Source organism: Limnobaculum eriocheiris, from assembly GCF_021010575.1.
Taxonomy (GTDB): Bacteria; Pseudomonadota; Gammaproteobacteria; order Enterobacterales; family Enterobacteriaceae; genus Limnobaculum; species Limnobaculum eriocheiris.
Map to the genome: position 1 here is coordinate 51,502 of NZ_JAJNAG010000015.1, position 21,352 is coordinate 72,853.

The window sequence follows — 21,352 nt, forward strand, 5'->3', positions numbered from 1 at the left end:
TTAGCGTTTATAGACGAAACAGGTGGACAAACAAAAACGCCGTCACCAGATTACTGATAGCGCTAAGTAACAGCGCAACAGCCATTGGTGATACCGTTGATAAATTGATGGATATCACCAGCAAAATGAATTTAGCTGATAGTGTAAATAACAGAACAGGAAGAACGATTCGCAGATTGGCAAAGGCCATTCCCCAACTGGTACTGATGGCATAAATTAAGCCTTTACGCGATTCCAGCATAATGACAGGGGATAACACCAGTACAAATGTAAAGAACAGGCCTGGCAACAGGTATAGCGATAATCCAAAAGTAATCAATATTGATGAGATAATCAGTAAAACGATTAACATTGGTAATAAGGTTACAGATGAACCGATGGCTCTTAAAGCACTGGATGATTGCCCCTGAGAGACCTGAATAACCAGTGTAATTACACCAGCAATAAGAATAGTCTGACTAAGCAAAAAGCTCAGTGCTACAGCACCAAATAGCGGTACGGCAGCTTCAACAATGGCTAATTGCTGTTCATAAGGCATTCCCTTAATAGCCTGTTCAACTTCTCCACGTGTCATCGTAGACGACCCAACAGAACCCGTGATCATCTGATGAAGTCCTGTGGTATCCGGCATCATAACCTGAAGCAGAACATAAGAGATAAATGACGCCAGTAATGCCAGCATAATAAAGCTGGATAATTGGTTACGTATAAAGTTTACGCTGTCACGGAAGAGGGAATTGGCCGTGATGGGCATGGAGTCTCCTGTCTAAAGATAATATGCACTGTTAGAGTGATTGTAACCTGTTAGCCCATTCTCTTGAATCTTATTATCCATACCAATTCTTATCTGTCGGAAATTAAGTTGTTATTCCATTGGTCGCTTGTACACCTTATCCCCGAATGATGGTGTAGCTAAATTGTTATCTCAGAAAGGCAAAGTCTTCGGATTTTTTATTTTGATAAGTATACAAGCGTTGTTAAATGCGTTGTATAAAGCTAAAAATTGATTTCAATCAAATGCGGGGGTTTAATCGAAAGCAAGTAACTTGTTAAGTTCAGTCTTTTGTCAATTTTTGTCAGGAACTGTGATCTGTGTTAGGTCAATTTTACTGCTAAGGAGGTATATTTCACACACATTAACCCTAAAAGGAACATGGATAATGAAAAAACTTCCTCTGGTTTGTTTAATCGCTGCAACATTAGCCCCTTCATTTGCTTTTGCTCATCAGGCCGGTGATTTTTTATTCCGTGCTGGTTCAATTACAGTAAGACCGAATGAAGGTTCTGATAACGTGTTAGGTCTGGGCTCATTCAACGTAAATAATGACACACAGCTTGGATTAACTTTCGGTTATATGATTACTGATAACATCGGTATTGAATTATTGGGTGCTACGCCGTTCAATCATGATGTTGGCTTAAAAGCGACAGGTACGATTGCAACAGTTAAACACTTACCACCATCATTGATGGCCCAGTACTACTTTGGTACTAAAGAGAGCACATGGCGTCCTTATTTGGGTGCTGGTATTAACTACACCACATTCTTCAGTGAAGATTTCAATAACACCGGTAAAGCGGCTGGCTTAAGTAATTTAAGTGTTGATGATTCCTGGGGCGTAGCGTTACAGGCAGGTGTTGACTATAACGTTGATAAAAATTGGGTAGTGAATACGTCAGTGTGGTGGATGAATATCGATACTGATGTTAACTTCACATCAACGGATGTCGCAGGTAACCGTACTCATCATAGCATCAGTACACGTCTTGACCCATGGGCATTTATGTTTGGTGTGGGTTACAAGTTCTGATGCAGTCAGTTATATAAGTCAAAACGCCGGTTATATGAACTGCACCCCAAAAGTTGGACACCCAACAAATAAGGGTGCAGTTTTTTATGGCAAAATATTCGGCCACCTTCAGGAAAATCCTCCTGAAGCATTATCATTTCGGTGTTAAAAGACAACGCAGTACCGTAAAACGTTTTGGCATCAGATTATTCATCATCGCTTTTTAACAGTAGTTTCCAGCCGGCCACATCTTCCCAGTATTCCTGTTCTCGTTCCAGATCGGCCAGTACCAGACTGTTTATATTTAAATACTGGGGTGGAAAGGTCAGCGTTATGTGGTAATCATCACTATGCAATCGACAATATTCAGGCTCAGTCGTCGCCTGACGCTGATTATTCAAAAGAATTGCCAGACGAAGGATTTGAATCAGCGGAATAAACTGGCGTTTTTTCACCAGATTGAAACTGGGAAGTTCATCCAACTTTATCCCTTTACGATGAAAGCGAACCAGAGAGGCTAACAGAAGCTGGTGTTCCTGATTGAAACCAGGCAAGTTAGTGTTTTGCAGAATATAGGCGGAATGGCGCTGCATATTGCTGTGATTAATGCTTAATCCCACTTCGTGTAGCATAGCCGCCCAGCCAAGCAGAGCTTCTAACTGTGGATTGGCCTGAGATGCATTTTGAGCGAGCCATTGCGCATAGAATGATTGGGTTGTTGTTAATACCCGATTGGCCTGTTCCCGATCGATATTGTAGTGCTCAGCTAAACTGATAGCCGTTCTGCTACGTATATCCTGATGGCGGAAACGGCTTTCCATCTCATACAGAACGCCTTCACGTAAGGCGCCATCAGATAACCTTAGCTCTTTAATTGCCAGAGCATTAAATACACCGCATAAAATAGCCAGTCCGGGAACAAAAACGCTTTGTCGATCGAGGGATAAGCCATCTAAATCGATAGAAGCAAAGGATTTGAATTTAAGCGTGGCATTAACCACCATCTCCAGACGCTCAGGCGTAATAATACCGTCTCTTTCACCCATCTCTTCAATCAGGACATTATGTACCGCTTTAATGGTACCTGAAGCGCCTAAAGCGTATTGCCAGCCCTGAATACGATATTGCCAGGCCAGATTTTCCAGTTTTTGCTCTGCGGCTAATTGTGCACGTTGGAAGTTCTGTTTAGTGATCTCATTATTAGGGAAAAACTGTCTGGCAAAACTAACGCACCCCATACGTCGACTTTCAGCGATAAGGGGCGAGAAGTCCTCGCCAATCACCAACTCGGTGGAGCCACCACCAATATCAATGACCAGCTTACGGCCTTTTTCTGGCTGAGTATGGGCTACTCCCATATAGATAAGGCGAGCTTCTTCTTGTCCGGAGATAATTTCAATTGGATAGGGCAAGATTTCACTGGCGCGTTGCAGAAAATCCTGGCCGTTTACCGCCAGCCGTAACGTATGGGTGCCAACAATGCGTACACTATCCGGAGAAAAACCCTGAAGGCGTTCTGCAAACAGGCTTAAGCAGTTGAGCCCACGCAGTATCGCCTCTTCACTAAGGTAGTTATCTTTATCCAGACCATCCGCCAGATGAACCCGCTGTTTCAAGCGCCCTAAAATTTGTAATGCACCGTTAACAACACGGGCGATAACCATATGAAAACTGTTGGATCCTAAATCAATAGCTGCGATTTCTTGTGGTTTTTCTGTTATTGAATCGTTTAAGTGCATTATTATTTCTCTGTTATATCCGTCGACTCTATGTTGGTCGGCTGTTCCAATGCTTTCAGATAGTCATAAATAGCGATTTGCGAACGAACTTTTCTGCGATTCCCTCTGGGGACATATTGGTTACTTAGCTCTTTATCAATGATACGCGCTTTTACCGTATCGGATAGCTGAATATCAATGATATCCAGTACCCGCTGTTTAAGAACAGGATCGAGAATAGCAACACCAACCTCAATACGATAATCAATATTGCGGGTCATCCAGTCAGCGGAAGAGATAAATACCTGGTTATCACCCTGATTCTCAAATATATAAACGCGAGCATGTTCGAGGAACCGATCAACGATACTGGTTACCTGAATATTTTCGCTAATACCGGGGAGATTAGGTACCAGAGAACACATTCCACGCACGATAAGGCGAATTTTTACGCCAGCTCCCGAGGCAGCATAAAGCCGGTCAATCAGCTCTTTATCTACCAGATTGTTAATTTTCAGCGTTATACCGGCATCTAATCCCGCCTGAGCAAAGGAGATTTCTCTGTCGATCAGCTTATTTAGCATTAAACGAGAGTTTTGAGGTGAAACCAGTAAATGTTCAAAACTAACCGGGCGATAAGGGTTTTCAATAAAGTTAAATACCCGACGGACTTCATTGGTGATGCGGGAATCGGCAGTAAGCAGGGAGAAGTCAGTATAGAGGCGGGCGGTTTTTTCATTAAAATTACCGGTACCAATATGGGCATAACGAACAATCTGACCATCTTCAATTCGGGAAATCAGGAAAAGTTTAGCGTGAATTTTCAAGCCGGGGGCAGAGAAGATAACGTGCACTCCCGCTTCGGTTAAGCGTTTAGCCCAGTGAATGTTGGCTTCTTCATCAAAACGTGCCTGCAATTCTACAACAACGGTAACTTTTTTACCGTTATGGGCCGCATTGATCATTGATTCGATAATGCGGGAATCTTTAGCAACCCGATAAATATTAATTTTGATCGCTAATACGTTGGGGTCAAATGACGCCTGACGAACCAGCTCAAGGACATGTTCGAAAGTATGGTAAGGATAGTAGAGCAGTACATCACGCTCTTTAATCGCATCAAAACCATTACGGAAATTATTGAACCAGATATGTCTTAAGCGTGGCAGTGGTTTATTGACCAGGTTAGCTTTACCAACATTAGGGAAGCTGATGAAGTCTTTAAAGTTATGATAGCGGCCGCCAGGGATAACAGAATCATAAGATGAAATGCCCAGCTTTTTACGCAGAATTTCCACCATGTCATTTGGCATATCTCGTTGATAAACAAAACGAACGGGTTCTGCTGTGAGGCGCTGTTTCAAACTGGATGACATTAATTCAAGCCAGCTGGATTCCATTTCGTTTACCAGATCGTATTCGGCGTCTCTGGTCATTTTCATCGAATAGGCGTCGAGAGACTGATAATCGAAAAAGCCTTTAAAAATATCATCAAGACAAAAGCGGATAATATTATCCAGTAAGATCATTGGCTTGCGTCGACGAGGGGGCTCTGGTGGTAATGTGATAAAACGAGAAACCTTATTGGATGGAATTTCCAACAGGGCATATTCCTTTTTCTCTGCGTTAATGACAATTTCAACAGCCAGATAGGTGTAGTCATCTTTTAAAAACTCGAGCAGGCTGATGTCGTTATTAAGCAAAATAGGGGTAATGTGTTGTCTCAGGTGATTCTTAAAGTAATGACGTAACCAGGTTTGCTGGTTTTCAGATAATTGACGTTCATTAATCAGAAATACCTGATTGCGCGCCATTTCCAGCAGAAGTTCGTTATACAGGTTGTCAAATTCCAGGTCCGTTTTTAATACTTTGGCCTGAATTTTTTTTAACACCTGTCTGGAACTGGAAGCGGACCCTTGCTCTTCTTTAATCAAAATACGTCGCTTTACATCGGCAAAACGAACCTTATAAAACTCATCGAGGTTGCTGGAATAGATGCCTAAAAAACGGATCCGCTCAATTAACGGGTTACTTTTATCAGCAGCTTCCTGTAGTACCCGTTCATTAAACGATAACCAGCTCAGTTCTTTCTCAATATAGAGTTTTTCCTGATTCATCATGACTCCGTGACAGCTGAATAATAAGACCATTATGGCGATTAGTGTGGGGGCAAGTCTACAGATACCTGAGAGGAATTGTTCTGTTGTTAATAGTGTAGTTAAGCCTGAGGGGATCGCTTATTGTCGATTTATGAGATTTTCCGTTATAAATCGATAATTTTCGATTTAAGTTTTTTTTAAATCAGTCGTCTTACAAGTGGCCTAAGGAAAAACAAAATATATACAAGGATAAATAATGTAAGGCAATGATTCGTTACCTGTGGATTCCATTGATGAAAATGAACATTCTCTGGTCTATCACTGTCCATACTGTAAGCAAATATTGTTATCCAAGGTTCCTTATAAGGGGGAGGTATGGAAGGGCTCTATTTGTTGCCATCATTGTGAAATGATCAACTATTCTATTTTTTATCATAATCGTGTTGATTCATTTAGATTGAGTAGCGTTTAAACGACAGGCTGATAAATCATTAAAACAATAAAGGCGTATTCCATTACGACGAAATACGCCTTTATTACAGGCTATAGCTAGCCTGAATCAATAAGTGCTTATAATCAGAATGCGCTGGTGTCTTTGAACAGACCAACTTTCAGATCGGTAGCCGTATAAATTACACGACCATCGACTAATACTTCACCATCAGCCAATCCCATGATAAGGCGACGATTAACAATACGCTTCAGATGCAGGCGATAGGTAACTTTTTTCGCTGTCGGTAGCACCTGACCGGTCAGCTTCACTTCACCAACTCCTAAGGCACGGCCTTTACCTTCACCACCTAACCAGCCCAAATAGAAGCCGACTAACTGCCACATGGCATCCAGGCCTAAACAACCGGGCATCACCGGATCGCCAATAAAGTGACAACCAAAGAACCACAGGTCAGGATTGATATCTAATTCTGCTTCTACATAACCTTTGTCATATTGCCCGCCGGTTTCGGTCATTTTTACAATGCGATCCATCATTAGCATATTTGGCGCTGGTAATGGAGGTCCACCAGCACCAAACAATTCACCACGACCTGAAGCAAGCAGGTCTTCTTTTGTATAGGATTCGCGTTTTTCAAACATAATTGAACTAACCTTATTTTTTGAATATGTAAAAGGGCAGTATACCCATTGGTAATATTGCATTAGATTAGCTTACAGTTGTAAGCTGAACAAGTCCGATCAGCCGCGATTAAACCAATTAAGCCAACGAAGTGGCCATGGCAGGCGGTTACGATCGTTTCCGGCTACCTGAGTAATGCGTTCCTGAATGGAACCAATAATGCTTGGCTTATTTTCATCAATGTAAGGTAATCCTGTCAGTAATGGCAGGGCGTCTTGTGCATGGTCGATAGCCCATAAATGGAAACGACCAGCCTTTACCGCTTCTACAACTTCACTTTTCAGACAGAGGTGGCGTATGTTAGTCAACGGTAATATCACACCTTGAGAGCCGGTTAATTCGCGGCTATTACAAACATCAAAGAATCCTTCTATCTTTTCGTTAATTCCGCCGATAGTTTGAACATTACCAAACTGATCGACTGAACCGGTCACGGCAATTTGTTGATTAATGGGCTGTTGTGATAACGCGCTCATTAAGGCACATAAACCAGCTAAAGAGGCACTATCACCATCAACTTCGCCATAAGATTGTTCAAATACGATAGAGCCAGAGAAAGGGAACTGTTGGTCTGAGGCCAGTTCAGCGGCAATAAAGGCCTGCATAATCATTATGCCTTTGGCATGCAAATTACCACCCAGCTCAGACTTTCGTTCCACATCTGTGATTTCGCCATCCCCCAGATGAACCACACAGCTAATGCGTGACGGCTCTCCCATAGCACGAGGATGTCCCGGATATTCCAAAACCGACAGGCCATTGATTTGACCAATCACAAAACCTTCGGTTTCGATACGTACCTGACCAAGGTCTATATCATCCAATACCATTTCGGATAAATAGCTTTCGCGCCACAGTTTTTCCTGTTCGGCCTGCTCCAGGGACTGCCCGGTAATATCAGGCGCAGCAAAAGGGGTGGCATCGCTTAATATATGGCTCAACAACTGTGGGCAGAGAGGCAGCTTTTCCTGATCGCCGCTTTTTCTGACGCCAATATTAATGAGTGAAGGATAGGCGGTGGCATCAAGCGCAGGTAACTGATAGTGACAGGCAACAGAATTAAGGTATTCACACCAGGTCACAATATCTTCATCCTGATTAATAACCAGATCGGTTTCGAACTCCGTATAAATAACCTGATCTATCAGTTCTGGCTCCAGATCCTGAAACTCACCTAACCCGTAGCGATCTCCAACTAAAATAACCTTCAGGTCTAGTGGCATCGAGGGGATTGATAGCGGTAAAGGACGCGTCTCATCAACCGAGATCCACTGAAAACGCTGGCTAACCACGGCTTGCTTTAAACGGAACCACAGGTGAGGCTGAGTCAGTAAAGTGCGAACAGAAAGAATCAGAATCCCACCGTTGGCTTTATGAATCAGGCCGGGTTCCAGCGTATAACTATCATTATGCTTACGCAGGCAGCCAAACAGTTGCTCTGATTCCAGCCATTCTTCATACAAACAATCATCGGTAGCAGCAAAATTATCGCTTTTACTTTGAGCATCAACACGGCTGATAGCGGCATTGTTGATTTCATATCGGCTACCAAATACTTCAGCACGAGTGGGCTGAATATTTTTTACCACATCATGGATTAGCGAGAGATAGGCTCGGCTATCAACAGCTTTTATTAACATGAACGGGGAGGCCGTAGCATGTTGATGACAGAAGGTCTGTAGAGACTTCTGTAATCGAGGCTGTGTGATAGCAATGTTTAGTGGTTCGCGACGATATTCTCGTTCGAACAGGCCTGTACAGGCAGCGGTATTTGGCAATAACTGTTGCCATTCAAGTCGATTGATAGTCAAAGTATTCGCTGTTTTATTCAAAAAGGAAAACGAGATTATACAAGAAACACACGGAGTTAATACTCCTGTGATTCAGTTAACCAATTGTCAGGTCAATATTATAGATAATCGCGACAAAACAGTTAGGACAAAGTCTTGAGAAGGCTTCAAAAGCTGCTATGCTAGAAATGTTACACGGTCACTCAATGGGTACTTTATGAAATATCAGCAATTAGATAATCTTGAAAGTGGGTGGAAGTGGAAGTATCTGGTAAAAAAATACCGGGAAGGTGAAGAGATAACGCGTTATATAGAATATAGCGCCGCTCGGGAAAAAGTGGATGAGCTACTACAATTAGAGAATGAACCACACAAGGTTCAGGAATGGATTAGTGCTCATATTAACCCTGATTTATTAAATCGATTAAAGCAAACCATACGCGCCAGGCGTAAACGCCATTTTAATGCGGAACAGCAGCACACACGCAAAAAGTCTATCGACCTCGAGTTTTTGGTGTGGCAGCGTCTTTCTGCTCTATCTCAACGTCGTGGGGCAACGCTATCTGAAACTATTGTTCAACTTATTGAAGATGCTGAAAGAAAAGAGCAGTACGCTAATCAGATGTCATTATTTAAACAGGATCTGAAAGCCATTTTAACTCAGGATAAGTAATACCGGGTATGGCGGCTGGAGAGATCTAATATTGTTGCTCAGTTTTGGATGAAAATAAAAAAACCCTGCACAAAGCAGGGTTTTTTGCTAAAGCTAATCAGAAGACTATTACTTTTTAACTTCAGTTACAACGTCTTTAGCGCCTTTAACTTCGATCTCTACACGACGGTCTGGAGCCAGGCAGTCGATCAGAGCAGCACCACGCTTCATACCATCACAGGTAGAACCGGTAACTGGGTTAGATTTGCCTAAACCACGAGCAGAAATCTTATCAGAAGGGATGCCTTTAGATACTAAGTAGCTAACAACGCTCTGAGCACGTTGCTCAGACAGTTTTTGGTTATACTTCTCAGAACCGATACGGTCGGTGTAACCCAGAACAGCTAAAGAACCGTTAGTTGGGTTGATTGAGCTTAATTCGCCGTACAGTTGATCCAGAGCTTGTTTACCTTCTGGCTTCAGGTTTGCTTTGTTGAAAGCAAACAGAACGTCAGACTTCAGAGTGAAACGCTTAGTTTCAACAACTGGTACAGCAACTACTGCTGGAGCTGGTTTAGCCTGGCCGAAACGGTAAGCTACGCCTAAGCTCAGCATGCCGTTGTCTGGACGGGTATTAAGGCTGTCTGCGTCGCCGTTACCGATGTTGTTAACCCACTGGTAATCTAAACGAGTAGCAATGCTTGGAGTGATAGCGTATTCAACACCAACTGCTGCCAGTGGAGAAATACCGGTATCGTGAGCTTTGTACTCACCACCGCCTGCTGGATGATATTTAGTATCACCACGCCAGCCCATAGCACCTAAACGGGTGTAGATATCCAGATCGTTCATAACCGGATAGCTCAGTTTAGCGGCTAATTGAATGCCTTGAGCTTTATAAGCAGCACTGTTATCACCACGGTAAGTCATACGACCTAACCAGTCATAACCTAATTCAAAACCTAAATATTGGTTAGCCTGATAACCGAAATAAGCACCAGCACCTAATTGGTTAGGGTGAGTATTTTGGTTGTTCATTGAATCTAAACCATTACCGTTTTTGTAGAAACCAGTGTCATGGTAAGAAGACCAACCCACTTTAGCACCAGTGTACCAAGTGTTGTCTAATGGTGCGGCTTGCGCTGCAGTAGCGAAACCGGTCAGTGCTATTGCCAGTGCAATTGCTGTCTTTTTCATTTTGCGCCTCGTTATCATCTAAAATAGTAGTGATATAAGTTAATGCTATGTGGTTCTAGTTTTAAAGTTCGAAGTTAAAGTACCCTCATCAATCCATGACTGACATCGAGAATCCGGAACCATAAAGCAACCTAATCAAGGTAAAGTTTACAACGTGTAAGAAAAGTTACAAGTGTTGAGTACTAAAAGCAGATAAAAATATCCTGATTAGTTTAATTATTAACGCCTGTGTTACATCAGTAACTCTTAATTAAAAGCTAACCTGAGTGCCAGTATAATTATCAAATTTAATAATTAACAGCGATAAATTTATGATTATGAGAGAAGAAAAAGAAGTGTTAAGCATTCTGTGCTATTAGCAGATTATCATTATGTAACATAAAATTACATTCAGGGGGCTTTGTAATGTTATGTTAGCTTAAGTAAAGATGTTGTGTGGGATAATAATCCAATTACTTGATACAGAGGGAAGAGTTGTTTCTGACAGGGGTAAAAGCACTCATATCGCAGGAAGTAATAACATTAAGCAATAATCATCTGTGGAAAAATTGGCTGTAATTAGCCCCACATTTGATATTTAATGTTCATTTTTAGTTTATAAACGTGTCCCTTTACGAAATGGGCCTTGTCTAATTAGTAAATATAAATACTTACTTAAAATAAGCTTTAATGGTTAAGCCTTTCTTATCTTTCACAACGCATTGAGTTAATTTTTAACCATATAATTATTTTTATACATTATGCCGGATTTGATAATCATATCGATGCGATGGTTGCTTATTTGAGACACAATATCATTTAATGCCAATGAGTCTTACTAAACATATCATTATGCAACAGGGAGCTTTGTAACACAGGAAGAGACTGTAAGATAAACCCATAACAATCACCTTCTTTTGCCGCCTGATTTAATCGCTGTTTAATATCCGGACTAATCGCTGGCAACCAGGCAATGACGGAGCTGAAATTACCGCTACGTAATGCTTTTTCCATCATTTCAATAGTATTTTCAGTTGAGACGGCATTTAGCCCAATGGTTTTGTTTTCAGGCAACCCCAGACTATTAATCCAGTAACGATTAAGGCGACGCTCAGACGACAACCAAAGCTGCCAACGAGGTTGATGGCTTAATTGCTGAAGAAAAGGAAGCAACAGGTGAAGAGTGAATGGATTTTGTGGATCGTAAACAATCTCACTAACCTGACTGGAAGTATAAATATGCTTCGGGGCAGTGCCCATTTCACTGGTTAATGTATACGAAGCGTTAGGTCGAGCTTGTTGTATTGAGCGCATAAATGAATTACCTGTATCTATACTGTGTGTTTATACAGTATCTCAGGCGTTGGGGGAAATCAAGTATTTTCATGATGCTTCGCAAATTTTATATTAAATAGGATTAACTCACTATTACTTCTAGATATTTTTTGAAAATTGATTATGTTGAAAATAGTTTTGTAACGTTACTTTGTGACGTTACCTGCTGAACTAAACAGACATCATTTATTCGAGATAACATAAGAGATCATATGGACAGAGAAGATACTAAACAGTTAGTCAGGAACGTTATTGAATATTTCAGTGAATTAGGTGAACTTACATCTCGTTCAATGTTTGGAGGTTATGGGATATGTAAAGACAAGGTAATGTTTGGGTTAGTGTCTGAAGATAAGTTCTATTTAAGAGCAAACAATCAGTTGGAGTCAGTTTTTGTCACTTATGGTATGAGTCAGTTTGTATACAATAAGAGGGGGATCCCTGTATTACTGAAATATTACCATGTGAATGAATCTCTATGGCGAAACAGAGAGGTTTTACGCCGGTTCGCTACCTATTCACTGACCGCAGCATCATCTGAAATGAAAGAAAAAGATGCCCAGGAGTACGTAAGAATAAAAGATCTACCTAACCTGAATCTGGCAATAGAACGCATGTTAAGACAAGCCGGGATCAAATCTTGTGAAGACCTGTTCAGCCTGGGGGCATTACACTCATTTATTAAGATTCGTGAAATGAAGAAGGGCATTAAACCCGATCTACTTTTTTCATTAGCCGGTGCGATTGAAGGATGCCATGTTGTTACTTTGCCCGCGGAACTTCGTAATGATTTAGCAGAGCAACTTAAGCTTTACGATAAGACAAAAAAGTAGATTTTTTAATTCTGAAAAAATAAAATAATTCAACAGGTAGCGCTCTTATTTGGCGGGTGCCGGAGAATCCTTTATCTCAGAATAGATTGTATCAGACAGAGAGATAAACTCAGGTAACAGTCCAATTATTAGCGCTAATTGTTGGGTAACTAACTGGTTCTTATTTTTAGAATGAGTATTGAGTATTTTGATCTTTTGATTCACTGATTTTAGTGCAGAAATTACTTTCTCATTATGTTCTGCATTTATCTGTAAAGCATCATCAATATAGCAAACGGCATCATCAAGGAGCGCCAGGGTCTCCGGGTTACCAGTTAATTGCTCTCGATGTGCGCCTAACGCTGAAATATATCCAAGCAATGAATGATTTAAGCAGAGCAAGCGAAAGCCAATATCCAGTTGATTAGCATCTTTTTTTGGTTCTGCGGCCATACCTGAAATAACCGACGCCAGTTCAGCATCACAGTTATGAGCATTACGTCGAACAATGCGATAGTCGACGCTGTTGTCTTTTCCCTGATGGTATTGTTCCAGTATGGCGTCAAGATAGCGACAGTTTGCATCAATAGCTTTTTTCAGTACTACGGGTAGATGCCTGAATTTCCAGTCGGGCCAAATAAAGCTGACCGCAGCCCAGGCAATACCACAACCTATCAGCGTATCAACGATCCGGGGAAGCGCGACCTGAAAACCTTCTCCCAACAGATTAAAACAGCACAGCACCAGAAGAGTGATAAACATAGTTGCATAAGCATAACGAACGTTTCGAAAAGTAAAAAACAGAACACCGCTGATCACAATCAGAATAAGCTGACCTTCCTGAGAGGGAACAAAATAGAGAATTGGCAGACCTAATAAAATTCCGGCAACAGTACCAACAACTCTTAGTGTCAGGCGCGTTCGGGTTGCATTATAGTTTGGCTGACAGACAAACAGACTGGTTAGCATAATCCAGTAACCGTTTTGCAAATCCGCCAGTTGAATAATGGTATACCCGATACAGAGTACTACTGACATTCTAACCGCATGACGAAACAGCGCTGATTGAGGCGTCAGATTTTGAGCAATTCTTGACCAAATATCTTTTAAACCTGAGAGTTTGTCATCTGCCAGCATATTGTCTTGTGCAGATTTAATATTCGTTGTTTGTTCTGACTCAATGTTGTTTAGCTGGGAATCAATGGCCTTCAAATTATTCAATAAATGGTGCAATGACTGCATCATGGCGACAGGAAGGTTATGACGGGATTCCAGATTGGATAAACTCTTTTCCAGATGCATTATTGCCTGAGCCTGATAGGTGTCATAAACATACTTTTGCTGGTACCGAATAGAGTAAGCAATACTCCGGCAGGCTTTTGACTGCAAAGTTAAAAGACGCTGAAAGCGAAAGAGAATATCGGTATAGCGTAGAGTTTCACTTAACTGCTGATACTGGGCATGAGAGGAGCTGGCCTGCTCATGAATGTCCTGAGCAATAAAATAGTAGTGAAGCATCCTGCGGGTATTACGCTGTCCTCGATCGCCTTTAAGGCGGGTAACTAATGAAACTTTTGTCTGGTTCAGTGTGCTAACTAATGCACCATTTGCCATGGTGGCGTGGATAAGTTGGTCAGTAAATTGACGTTCTTCATCTGGATCAAACAGCATTGATTTGGTATCAAGATAATTGGCCAGACTATCAAAGCAGCGGGCCAGATTATCCTGTAACGGGCGAATAGGTAAGACCAGATGGCCTAACAGTGTAATGAGGTTGTACCAAATTGCCCCTGCCAGCAACAATATCGGCTGTATATACCAGGAATCATATAGCGACTCTCCCAGCATGGTATAGATGGCAATGAGTAATGCACCAAAAGCGATAGTGGCATAACGTTGACCAAGAGACCCCAACAGAATGAATCCTGCCGTGGAAAACAGTAAACCCACCACAAATAGCCAGGGGTAGGGGAACAAGAGTTCAATAGAGACGGAAGCCAGAAAAAAGCAAATAAGCGTAATGAATAAATTACGCAGTCGTCCCGTTAAACGATCGTCCAGATCGGTTAATGCAGCAGCAACCACACCGAGAGTTAGTGGAATCGTGAGTAAACTTTCATTAATCCACCAGGGAACAAAGACCACGCCGGTCAATGCTATAAAAATACGGATGCTATAGAGCAGATTACTGTTATAAAAGTAACGACGAAGCCCTAATATCAATGAAATCACATCCGTATCCTGTTACTCATCATGAAATAATGCAGTCTTAAGGCTGCTGGAGCTGACGTTTGGCTTTAGAAATACGGGCTTGTTGCGCGATTTCAACCGAAACAACACGGCGACCAACAGGCCAGAGTGCGATAACGGCTATTTTGAAGTTAGCAATTCCCACCGGAATACCAATAATGGTAATACACTGAGCGATACCGGCACAGATATGAGCCAAACATAACCACCAGCCAAAAAAGATAAACCAAAAAATATTTAACGCAGTACCACCCGCGTTCATTAATGTGTTTTTCTCATCAGGATTGAGATCGTCAACGTGTATGGCTTCATTACCAAATGGAAACAATGATAGCTTAGTTATTTCCCAACAAGAGCGTGTTAATGGCAGCGTAAAAATAAGCACAATGGTCACGATTGTTGCCAGTAACCATCCTAATGTTGTGAATACACCACCAAGAATAAAATTAAGTATATTTAATATACTACGCATCAGATAACTCCAGACAAGAATAAAAGAATAAGTAAAACAGGCGTATTGTTACGGTTTATTCAGTTTTACTCAATGAAAAAGAGTCGTCGATCCTATTTCCAGCCGATAAATTCAGTATATTTCGCAGTTTCTGGCTGGAGAGCTCGGTGTAATAAAGGGTAAACTGTGATTTGAATATTTAGGTATAAAACGGGCGTTATTAACACTATGGAATTGAAATCAACTTCAGTTGGGCAACATTTGGCACAGCATCCCTATAATCGGGTAAAGATGTTGAATGCTGGCGTTGAAGTCAGTGGTTCAAAACATGCTTATACTATCCCGTTCAATCAATTAATCGCTGTTCGTTGCAAAAGAGGCATAGTCTGGGGAGAGTTGGAGTTTGAATTGCCCGGACAAAAAGTAGTTCGTCTTCACGGCACCGAGTGGCAAGAAACTCAGCGGTTCTATCATCATTTAAACGGCGTCTGGCAGCAATGGGGAGAGGAGATGAGCCAGCTTGCTGCCGATATGTTAAAACAGCAAGCCGAAAAGATTAATGATCGTTTACGACAGGAACGCTGGCTTACTCAGAATGATCTAACAGAGATTCAGGATGAAGTAACAGTCGTTGTGAGTTCGGTACCATTACCCGTTGAACGTTTAATGGAGTTTGCCAATTGCCAGCCTTGCTATGCGTTTTGTTCAAAGTGGCTAACTTCTGGCAATCAACTGATTGATAAAACTAATCAGCATTGGGTGCAAACAATGCTAAAACAACATCGTGAATTTTTTGATCGTATAGAATCCCAACCGCTTAACGAAGCGCAATGCAGAGCGGTAATTAGTGGTGAAAGGAATGTACTGGTTTTAGCCGGTGCGGGAAGTGGCAAAACATCCGTTTTAGTTGCCAGAACCGGGTGGTTACTGTATCGCAAAGAAGCAACGGCAGAAGAAGTGTTGTTATTAGCATTTGGACGTAATGCCGCTGATGAAATGAATAACCGTATACAACAACGTTTGGGCAGAACCGATATTCAGGCTAAGACATTTCATGCATTGGCACTATTGATAATAAGTCAATGCAGCAAGAAAGTGCCGGTGATTAGTAAGCTGGAAACAGATACTAAGACACGGCAGAATTTTTTAATTCAGCAATGGCAATCTGAGTGTGCAGAGAAAAAGAGTCAGGCATCAGGCTGGAAGAACTGGCTGTCCCAAGAGTTGGGGTGGCAACTGCCGGAAGACGCTTTTTGGAAAGATGGCGCGCTATCTGAACGTTTGGCGGTAAGGCTGGACTACTGGCTTGGTTTAATTCGTAATCATGGCGGAAGTCAGGCGGAAATGGTTGAGTCAGCCCCGGACGAATTGAAAGCTGACTTTCAAAAGAAAATTCGCTTATTATCACCATTATTAAAAGCCTGGAAAAAAGCCTTAAAAGAAGAAGGTGCGATAGATTTTCCCGGATTGCTGCATCAGGCGGTTAACTGGATTGAAAAAGGGAAGTTTGTTAATCCCTGGCGTCATATTTTGGTGGATGAGTTTCAGGATATTTCACCTCAACGGGCGGCGTTGATTAATGCGTTACGCGCTCAACAAGCGGAAAGTAGCCTGTTTGCTGTGGGTGATGACTGGCAGTCTATATATCGATTTAGTGGTTCGGAACAATTACTGACTGCAAACTTTAATCATATCTTTGGGGTCGGTGAACAGTGCAATCTGGATTTAACTTATCGCTTTGGCCAAAGTATCAGCGATCTTACCAGTCGCTATATTCAGCAAAATCCGTCCCAGATAAAAAGGGATATCTCCAGTCTGGCTCGGGGGGAAAAGCATCCCATTACTATTTTGCCAGATAATCAACTGGAAGCATTGTTTGATAAGCTAAGTAGTTATGTGAAGCAGAATGAACGTATTCTTGTTCTGGGGCGTTATCACTATTCTAAACCGGCTATTTTGGCAAAAGCATCCACACGTTGGCCAAAACTGAATATTGAATTTATGACCATGCATGCCAGCAAAGGGCAGCAGGCCGAATATGTGATTATTACCGGATTACATTCAGGGCGCGATGGTTTCCCATCGGTAGAAAGCGGTTCTGTGATTGAGCAGGTACTATTACCGCAAACGGAGCGTTTTCCTTATGCAGAAGAGCGGCGTTTACTGTATGTAGCATTAACTCGCGCCAAATATCAGGTGTGGCTATTGCAGGATGTTGAATCACCATCAATATTTGTTAAGCAATTAGCGGATACTGGTGCAGTAATAAAACGAAAACCTTAAGTCTGCTGTCTGACAAACAGACTTAAGGTTATAAGCGTAGTTTTATTTCAGACGTTCTTGCAGGTATTTCTGATAATCAGGAATATCAATGACGATCTCTTTTTCAAACAGCCCTGAACATATCAGCATATCGGCCGTTGCCCGGTTAGTCGCAACCGGAATATTCCAGACGGTTGCCAGTCGTAATAAGGCTTTAACATCCGGATCGTGAGGGACAGCATTTAGCGGATCCCAAAAGAAGATTAATACATCAATTTTACCTTCAGAAATCATCGCCCCAATTTGTTGGTCGCCACCCATCGGACCACTAAGCATACTGGAAACCGGAACATTTGTTGTTCTTTGAATTAAATTACCGGTAGTTCCTGTGGCGAAGAGTTTATGTTTGGCCAGAACAGACTTGTTATCTTCGGACCATTTCAACAGATACTGCTTACAGTGATCGTGAGCAACCAATGCAATGTTCTTTTGTATTGGAATTGTGCGTGTTGTTAGTTGCATATAAAACCAAACCTCTATTTAATCAGTTATTCTGTATAGACTACTGAAACTCCGTTTCGGAAAAAAGCGATAATATATAAAAGTGTACATCTTATTGATCTTTGCCTTGACCGAAGCACTGACCTGATGATTAAACTGAATTAAAGCAGAAAATTACTTGAGGGAGTAACTGACAATGAAAGAAAGTGAAATAAAGAGTGTGTTACAGCAAGTTAAAACTATCGCTTTGGTTGGCGCGAGTGACAAGCCCGCTCGAGCCAGTTATGTCGTGATGGCCTATTTATTGTCTCAGGGATACGAGGTTATTCCTGTTAGCCCTAAATTGGCAGGGCAAACCTTACAAGGGCAAAAAGTTTATGCCAGTTTAAAAGAGATAGGTTGTTCGATTGATATGGTTGATGTGTTCCGTAATTCAGATGCCGCTTATGAAGTTGCAGAAGAGGCGATAGCGATTAACGCTAAGGTTTTGTGGTTGCAGTTAGATGTGATTAATTATGAAGCTGAATCCATCGCTCAGAAGGCGGGTTTGAAAGTGGTGATGAACCGCTGTCCAAAAATTGAAATTAAAAAATTGGGTTTAGAGAAGGCGCTCTAGAGAGAAACATCAGGCCGTATTTTTATAAAGGTAGGGGGAGTGGCGTTAAAATCGACAAAAAACATTGTTTTTGATGTTTTTTCAGCCGAACGATCAAAATAGCTGAATTATCCTCTTTACAAGGCACCTCAAGCTGTTCTATATTTCACGCCGTTGCGGAGGAGTGGCCGAGCGGCTGAAGGCAACGGTCTTGAAAACCGTCGATGGGCAACCATCCGTGAGTTCGAATCTCACCTCCTCCGCCAAATAAATCAACGGGTTAGCGAAAGCTAGCCCGTTTTGCTTTATGGGTGTTGGAAGAGACTTGGAAGATTGACTTGGAAGATTTTCACTTTTTGGTGCTCACTTTAAATTAACTTTTAATTAACAAATCTATTTTTTTGCTCGGAAATTACAGGTACATCCAATGATGGGGTGACTGCAATTTTCCGGTCATATGTAAGGACTTGTTGTTCTGTTTTATGGCCACTGAATAACTGTTTTTCTTTTGATGAACCTGTGTAATCTGATATTCCTTTGGCCTTTATGTCATGGTAAGTGAACGAAAGAGGGCGACCAAGTTTTTCTGATGCTTGTTGCCTGGCATCAACCCACCAGTTATTTAGCGTTTTTATTGTTAACCGCTCACCAAGTGTATTAACTACGATATAGTCATTACGTGATTTCGGCGGCATAGCTTTTTTTGCTAAATCCAATGCGTTCCTTAAACGCTGTGTCCATGCTTTGATCTGCTTCTTCCCAGTTTTGCCCTGTTGGATATAAAAACCAGCTTCCAGCTCATCTAACCATTTGGCTTTTGCAACATCACCGGCTCTACTTGCGCATAAATACGCTATTTCCATGGCCACCTTTAACCGGTCGCTGGCAAATGAATACACCGCTTCGTATATAGGAACTATTTTTAGTGGAGATATCCGGTTTTCTGTAACTGGTCGGGATAATCCAACAGATACTTATATTTTGATTCAGGCACTGGATGGTTATGATGCGTACTTAAACGCAATTGTCAGCCAGACTATAGCAAAAGGATATACTCAACGTAACGTATATGATGCCGTGATGCGAACACTTGAACCTTATGGCATTACTGGTGGGCGAACCCCTGCGTTTAGTAGTTTTGTATCACCTCGGGGCATCACTCTGTTTGGTCGCTCCCGTGATGTTCTTGATGATATAGCGTCTCAATGCGGAACCAGTTGGCAATTTGTTGATGGTAAAGTTGAGATGCCAGGTAAAAATGAAGCTGTTCATGAGGCTGTGGTGCTGAATAGCGAAACTGGATTGGTCGGTATGCCACAGCAAACGATAGGTGCTGGCGTTAATGTTCGATGCCTTATTAACCCTAACATCCGATTAAATGGGTTAATTAAGTTAGATCAGGGTTCTGTCTATCGAGCCTCGTTATCTAATTCGGACATTCAAATGTCAGGCGGTCCGTTGGGTGAGCAAACAGATGCTAACGGAAATATCTATGTTGATGGTGTCCCTCGTCCTCCGGCCAGCATTGCAACTGATGGAGTTTATATCGTGCGTGGAATTATGTATAAAGGTGATACGCGCGGAAATGATTGGTTTATGGACATGATGTGTGAGGCGCGTGGGGCGGCAGATCTGCTATCTACAACAGCTCAAGAGAGAGAGTGTATTAATGAAACATAACCTTGTCGTTAAAATCCCAACTATTGCTTTGCTGCTTTTATTTTGTGGCTCGGCATTGGCCGCCAGTAAGTGTGGAAAATACAGACTTGATGCAGGGAATGATGGTTGGACAAGGGTTAATAACGAAAAGGTTACATCACAAAAAATCAGTTTTTTAAAGGGAAAGGATGACTGGGATAATGTGAAAATTGATATGGGACTTATGCCAGCACGCGATGGAAACATGTATGGATTTGAGTTCATCAAGCGAAACGGAAAAGCCTTTTTAAATGTCCAACTTCTGCAAAACAGTATGGATGCGCCCAGAATAATAGGGACGTTTGATTGTAAAAAGGTGAAGTAATAGTCTCAGGTATCTTTATATATTGGATAGTTAAGTGTTATGCTCAAATCAAGAATTAGTTACGTGAACATATAAATTATGGCTGCCCCTACCCCTAAACTTATTACAGATAGCCTGTTTGAAAAGTTATTTCCCTCTCTAGAAAGTGGTAAGAACTTGCTTGGAGAATGGGAGATTTTCAATATTATCAGGGAAGCTAAAAAAATTCCTAATGAAGAGCAATCCTCTTCAGTTATTGGACTTGCGTATATAGTCTTAGGCGATATTAATAAAGGTAGTGAATATTGTGAACGAGCAATTGAGCTGAATCCATATGTTTCCGCTGTGTGGTCAAATTATGCCATAGCTGTAGGCCATAAAAATAAACATTCTCTGCAACGAAATATACTTAAACGCGGAGTTGAATATAATCATCCTTCGGTCATTAAGTTTGCTTATCTAGTTGCAGCATTATGGGTTGATGTTGCTGAAATGAAAAGGTTACATGATTTAGTTTTAGCATACTCTACAGAAGATTTGGATGAGCATCAGAGGCACAACATGGCAAAGGCGCACGTCATTTTTGACTCATTAGTAGATAGAGATGTAGAAAGCCATGAGTTGTCTGAAATTGTTAACTTGGTTATTGATATTGTAGGTCGTGACGCAGATTTAGTGGTAATGATTGATCGTCAGATACCATCCGATGATCTTATCGTGCATTTCTTCTGACTTTGAGAAGCAGATAGTCTTGCGGGTCAACCGTTTAAGATGGGTTCGCAAA

Annotated in this window: 18 protein-coding genes, 1 tRNA gene and 1 pseudogene; 8 read left to right on the top strand and 12 right to left on the bottom strand. The window is 41.6% G+C overall.

Going from position 1 to position 21,352, the window contains the following annotated elements:
• Window positions 1–7: 7 nt before the first annotated feature.
• Window positions 8–754 (bottom strand): YciC family protein, encoded by a 747-nt coding sequence (locus LPW36_RS08720; RefSeq protein ID WP_230609302.1) that lies wholly within the window; start codon window positions 752–754, stop codon window positions 8–10.
• A gap of 406 nt (window positions 755–1,160) precedes the next feature.
• On the opposite strand from LPW36_RS08720, the gene ompW reads away from it, so the two are divergent.
• On the top strand, window positions 1,161–1,811 hold the full coding sequence (gene ompW, locus LPW36_RS08725; RefSeq protein ID WP_230609304.1) for an outer membrane protein OmpW: 651 nt from the start codon (window positions 1,161–1,163) through the stop codon (window positions 1,809–1,811).
• Between the two features lie 185 nt (window positions 1,812–1,996).
• Here ompW and ppx read toward each other — a convergent pair whose 3' ends face one another.
• From ppx to LPW36_RS08745, 4 genes are all read right to left on the bottom strand, one after another.
• Complete coding sequence (ppx, locus tag LPW36_RS08730; protein ID WP_230609306.1) at window positions 1,997–3,529, bottom strand: exopolyphosphatase; 1,533 nt, start codon at window positions 3,527–3,529, stop codon at window positions 1,997–1,999.
• A 2-nt stretch (window positions 3,530–3,531) separates the two neighbouring features.
• On the bottom strand, window positions 3,532–5,625 hold the full coding sequence (gene ppk1, locus LPW36_RS08735; RefSeq protein WP_230609307.1) for a polyphosphate kinase 1: 2,094 nt from the start codon (window positions 5,623–5,625) through the stop codon (window positions 3,532–3,534).
• 558 nt (window positions 5,626–6,183) lie between these two features.
• Complete coding sequence (gene fabA / locus LPW36_RS08740; protein ID WP_130591050.1) at window positions 6,184–6,702, bottom strand: bifunctional 3-hydroxydecanoyl-ACP dehydratase/trans-2-decenoyl-ACP isomerase; 519 nt, start codon at window positions 6,700–6,702, stop codon at window positions 6,184–6,186.
• A 99-nt stretch (window positions 6,703–6,801) separates the two neighbouring features.
• Complete coding sequence (locus tag LPW36_RS08745; protein ID WP_230609308.1) at window positions 6,802–8,553, bottom strand: AAA family ATPase; 1,752 nt, start codon at window positions 8,551–8,553, stop codon at window positions 6,802–6,804.
• A 196-nt stretch (window positions 8,554–8,749) separates the two neighbouring features.
• Here LPW36_RS08745 and matP point away from each other — a divergent pair, with 196 nt between their 5' ends.
• Window positions 8,750–9,205, top strand: coding sequence for a macrodomain Ter protein MatP (gene matP / locus LPW36_RS08750; RefSeq protein WP_230609309.1), 456 nt, complete (start codon window positions 8,750–8,752; stop codon window positions 9,203–9,205).
• 108 nt (window positions 9,206–9,313) lie between these two features.
• Here matP and ompA read toward each other — a convergent pair whose 3' ends face one another.
• Together ompA and sulA are read right to left on the bottom strand one after the other, a co-directional pair.
• Window positions 9,314–10,381: a porin OmpA gene (gene ompA, locus LPW36_RS08755; RefSeq protein ID WP_230609310.1), complete on the bottom strand. Its 1,068-nt coding sequence runs from the start codon at window positions 10,379–10,381 to the stop codon at window positions 9,314–9,316.
• 798 nt (window positions 10,382–11,179) lie between these two features.
• The gene (gene sulA / locus LPW36_RS08760; protein WP_230609311.1) at window positions 11,180–11,674 is read right to left on the bottom strand and encodes an SOS-induced cell division inhibitor SulA; all 495 of its coding nucleotides are present in this window, start codon (window positions 11,672–11,674) and stop codon (window positions 11,180–11,182) included.
• Window positions 11,675–11,907: 233 nt separating this feature from the next.
• On the opposite strand from sulA, the gene LPW36_RS08765 reads away from it, so the two are divergent.
• A complete protein-coding gene (locus tag LPW36_RS08765; protein WP_230609312.1) occupies window positions 11,908–12,528 on the top strand; it encodes a TfoX/Sxy family DNA transformation protein in 621 nt (206 codons plus the stop codon).
• A gap of 45 nt (window positions 12,529–12,573) precedes the next feature.
• Here the strand turns inward: LPW36_RS08765 and yccS are convergent, their stop codons facing one another.
• Window positions 12,574–14,739: a YccS family putative transporter gene (yccS, locus tag LPW36_RS08770; RefSeq protein ID WP_230609313.1), complete on the bottom strand. Its 2,166-nt coding sequence runs from the start codon at window positions 14,737–14,739 to the stop codon at window positions 12,574–12,576.
• Between the two features lie 37 nt (window positions 14,740–14,776).
• Entirely contained in the window at window positions 14,777–15,229 is a 453-nt protein-coding gene (locus LPW36_RS08775) for a YccF domain-containing protein (protein ID WP_230609314.1), read from the bottom strand.
• A gap of 207 nt (window positions 15,230–15,436) precedes the next feature.
• Here LPW36_RS08775 and helD point away from each other — a divergent pair, with 207 nt between their 5' ends.
• Window positions 15,437–17,491, top strand: a complete 2,055-nt coding sequence (helD, locus tag LPW36_RS08780; RefSeq protein ID WP_230609315.1) for a DNA helicase IV — start codon at window positions 15,437–15,439, stop codon at window positions 17,489–17,491.
• A gap of 42 nt (window positions 17,492–17,533) precedes the next feature.
• Here the strand turns inward: helD and LPW36_RS08785 are convergent, their stop codons facing one another.
• Complete coding sequence (locus LPW36_RS08785; RefSeq protein ID WP_230609316.1) at window positions 17,534–17,992, bottom strand: methylglyoxal synthase; 459 nt, start codon at window positions 17,990–17,992, stop codon at window positions 17,534–17,536.
• A gap of 175 nt (window positions 17,993–18,167) precedes the next feature.
• Here LPW36_RS08785 and LPW36_RS08790 point away from each other — a divergent pair, with 175 nt between their 5' ends.
• Window positions 18,168–18,587 (top strand): CoA-binding protein, encoded by a 420-nt coding sequence (locus LPW36_RS08790; RefSeq protein ID WP_230609317.1) that lies wholly within the window; start codon window positions 18,168–18,170, stop codon window positions 18,585–18,587.
• 157 nt (window positions 18,588–18,744) lie between these two features.
• Window positions 18,745–18,832: transfer RNA gene (locus LPW36_RS08795), tRNA-Ser, on the top strand.
• A 114-nt stretch (window positions 18,833–18,946) separates the two neighbouring features.
• On the opposite strand, the gene LPW36_RS08800 is transcribed toward LPW36_RS08795, so the two are convergent.
• On the bottom strand, window positions 18,947–19,429 hold the full coding sequence (locus LPW36_RS08800; protein WP_230609318.1) for a site-specific integrase: 483 nt from the start codon (window positions 19,427–19,429) through the stop codon (window positions 18,947–18,949).
• A 49-nt stretch (window positions 19,430–19,478) separates the two neighbouring features.
• Between LPW36_RS08800 and LPW36_RS08805 the strand changes: the two are divergent.
• A pseudogene (locus LPW36_RS08805) lies at window positions 19,479–20,246 on the top strand (hypothetical protein); the annotation flags it as partial.
• Window positions 20,236–20,589, top strand: a complete 354-nt coding sequence (locus LPW36_RS08810; protein WP_230609319.1) for a hypothetical protein — start codon at window positions 20,236–20,238, stop codon at window positions 20,587–20,589. The pseudogene LPW36_RS08805 and the gene LPW36_RS08810, both read left to right, overlap by 11 nt.
• A 651-nt stretch (window positions 20,590–21,240) precedes the next feature.
• Here LPW36_RS08810 and LPW36_RS08815 read toward each other — a convergent pair.
• Window positions 21,241–21,352 (bottom strand): IS1 family transposase (locus LPW36_RS08815; protein ID WP_230607651.1); only part of this gene is annotated, 112 nt, incomplete at its 5' end.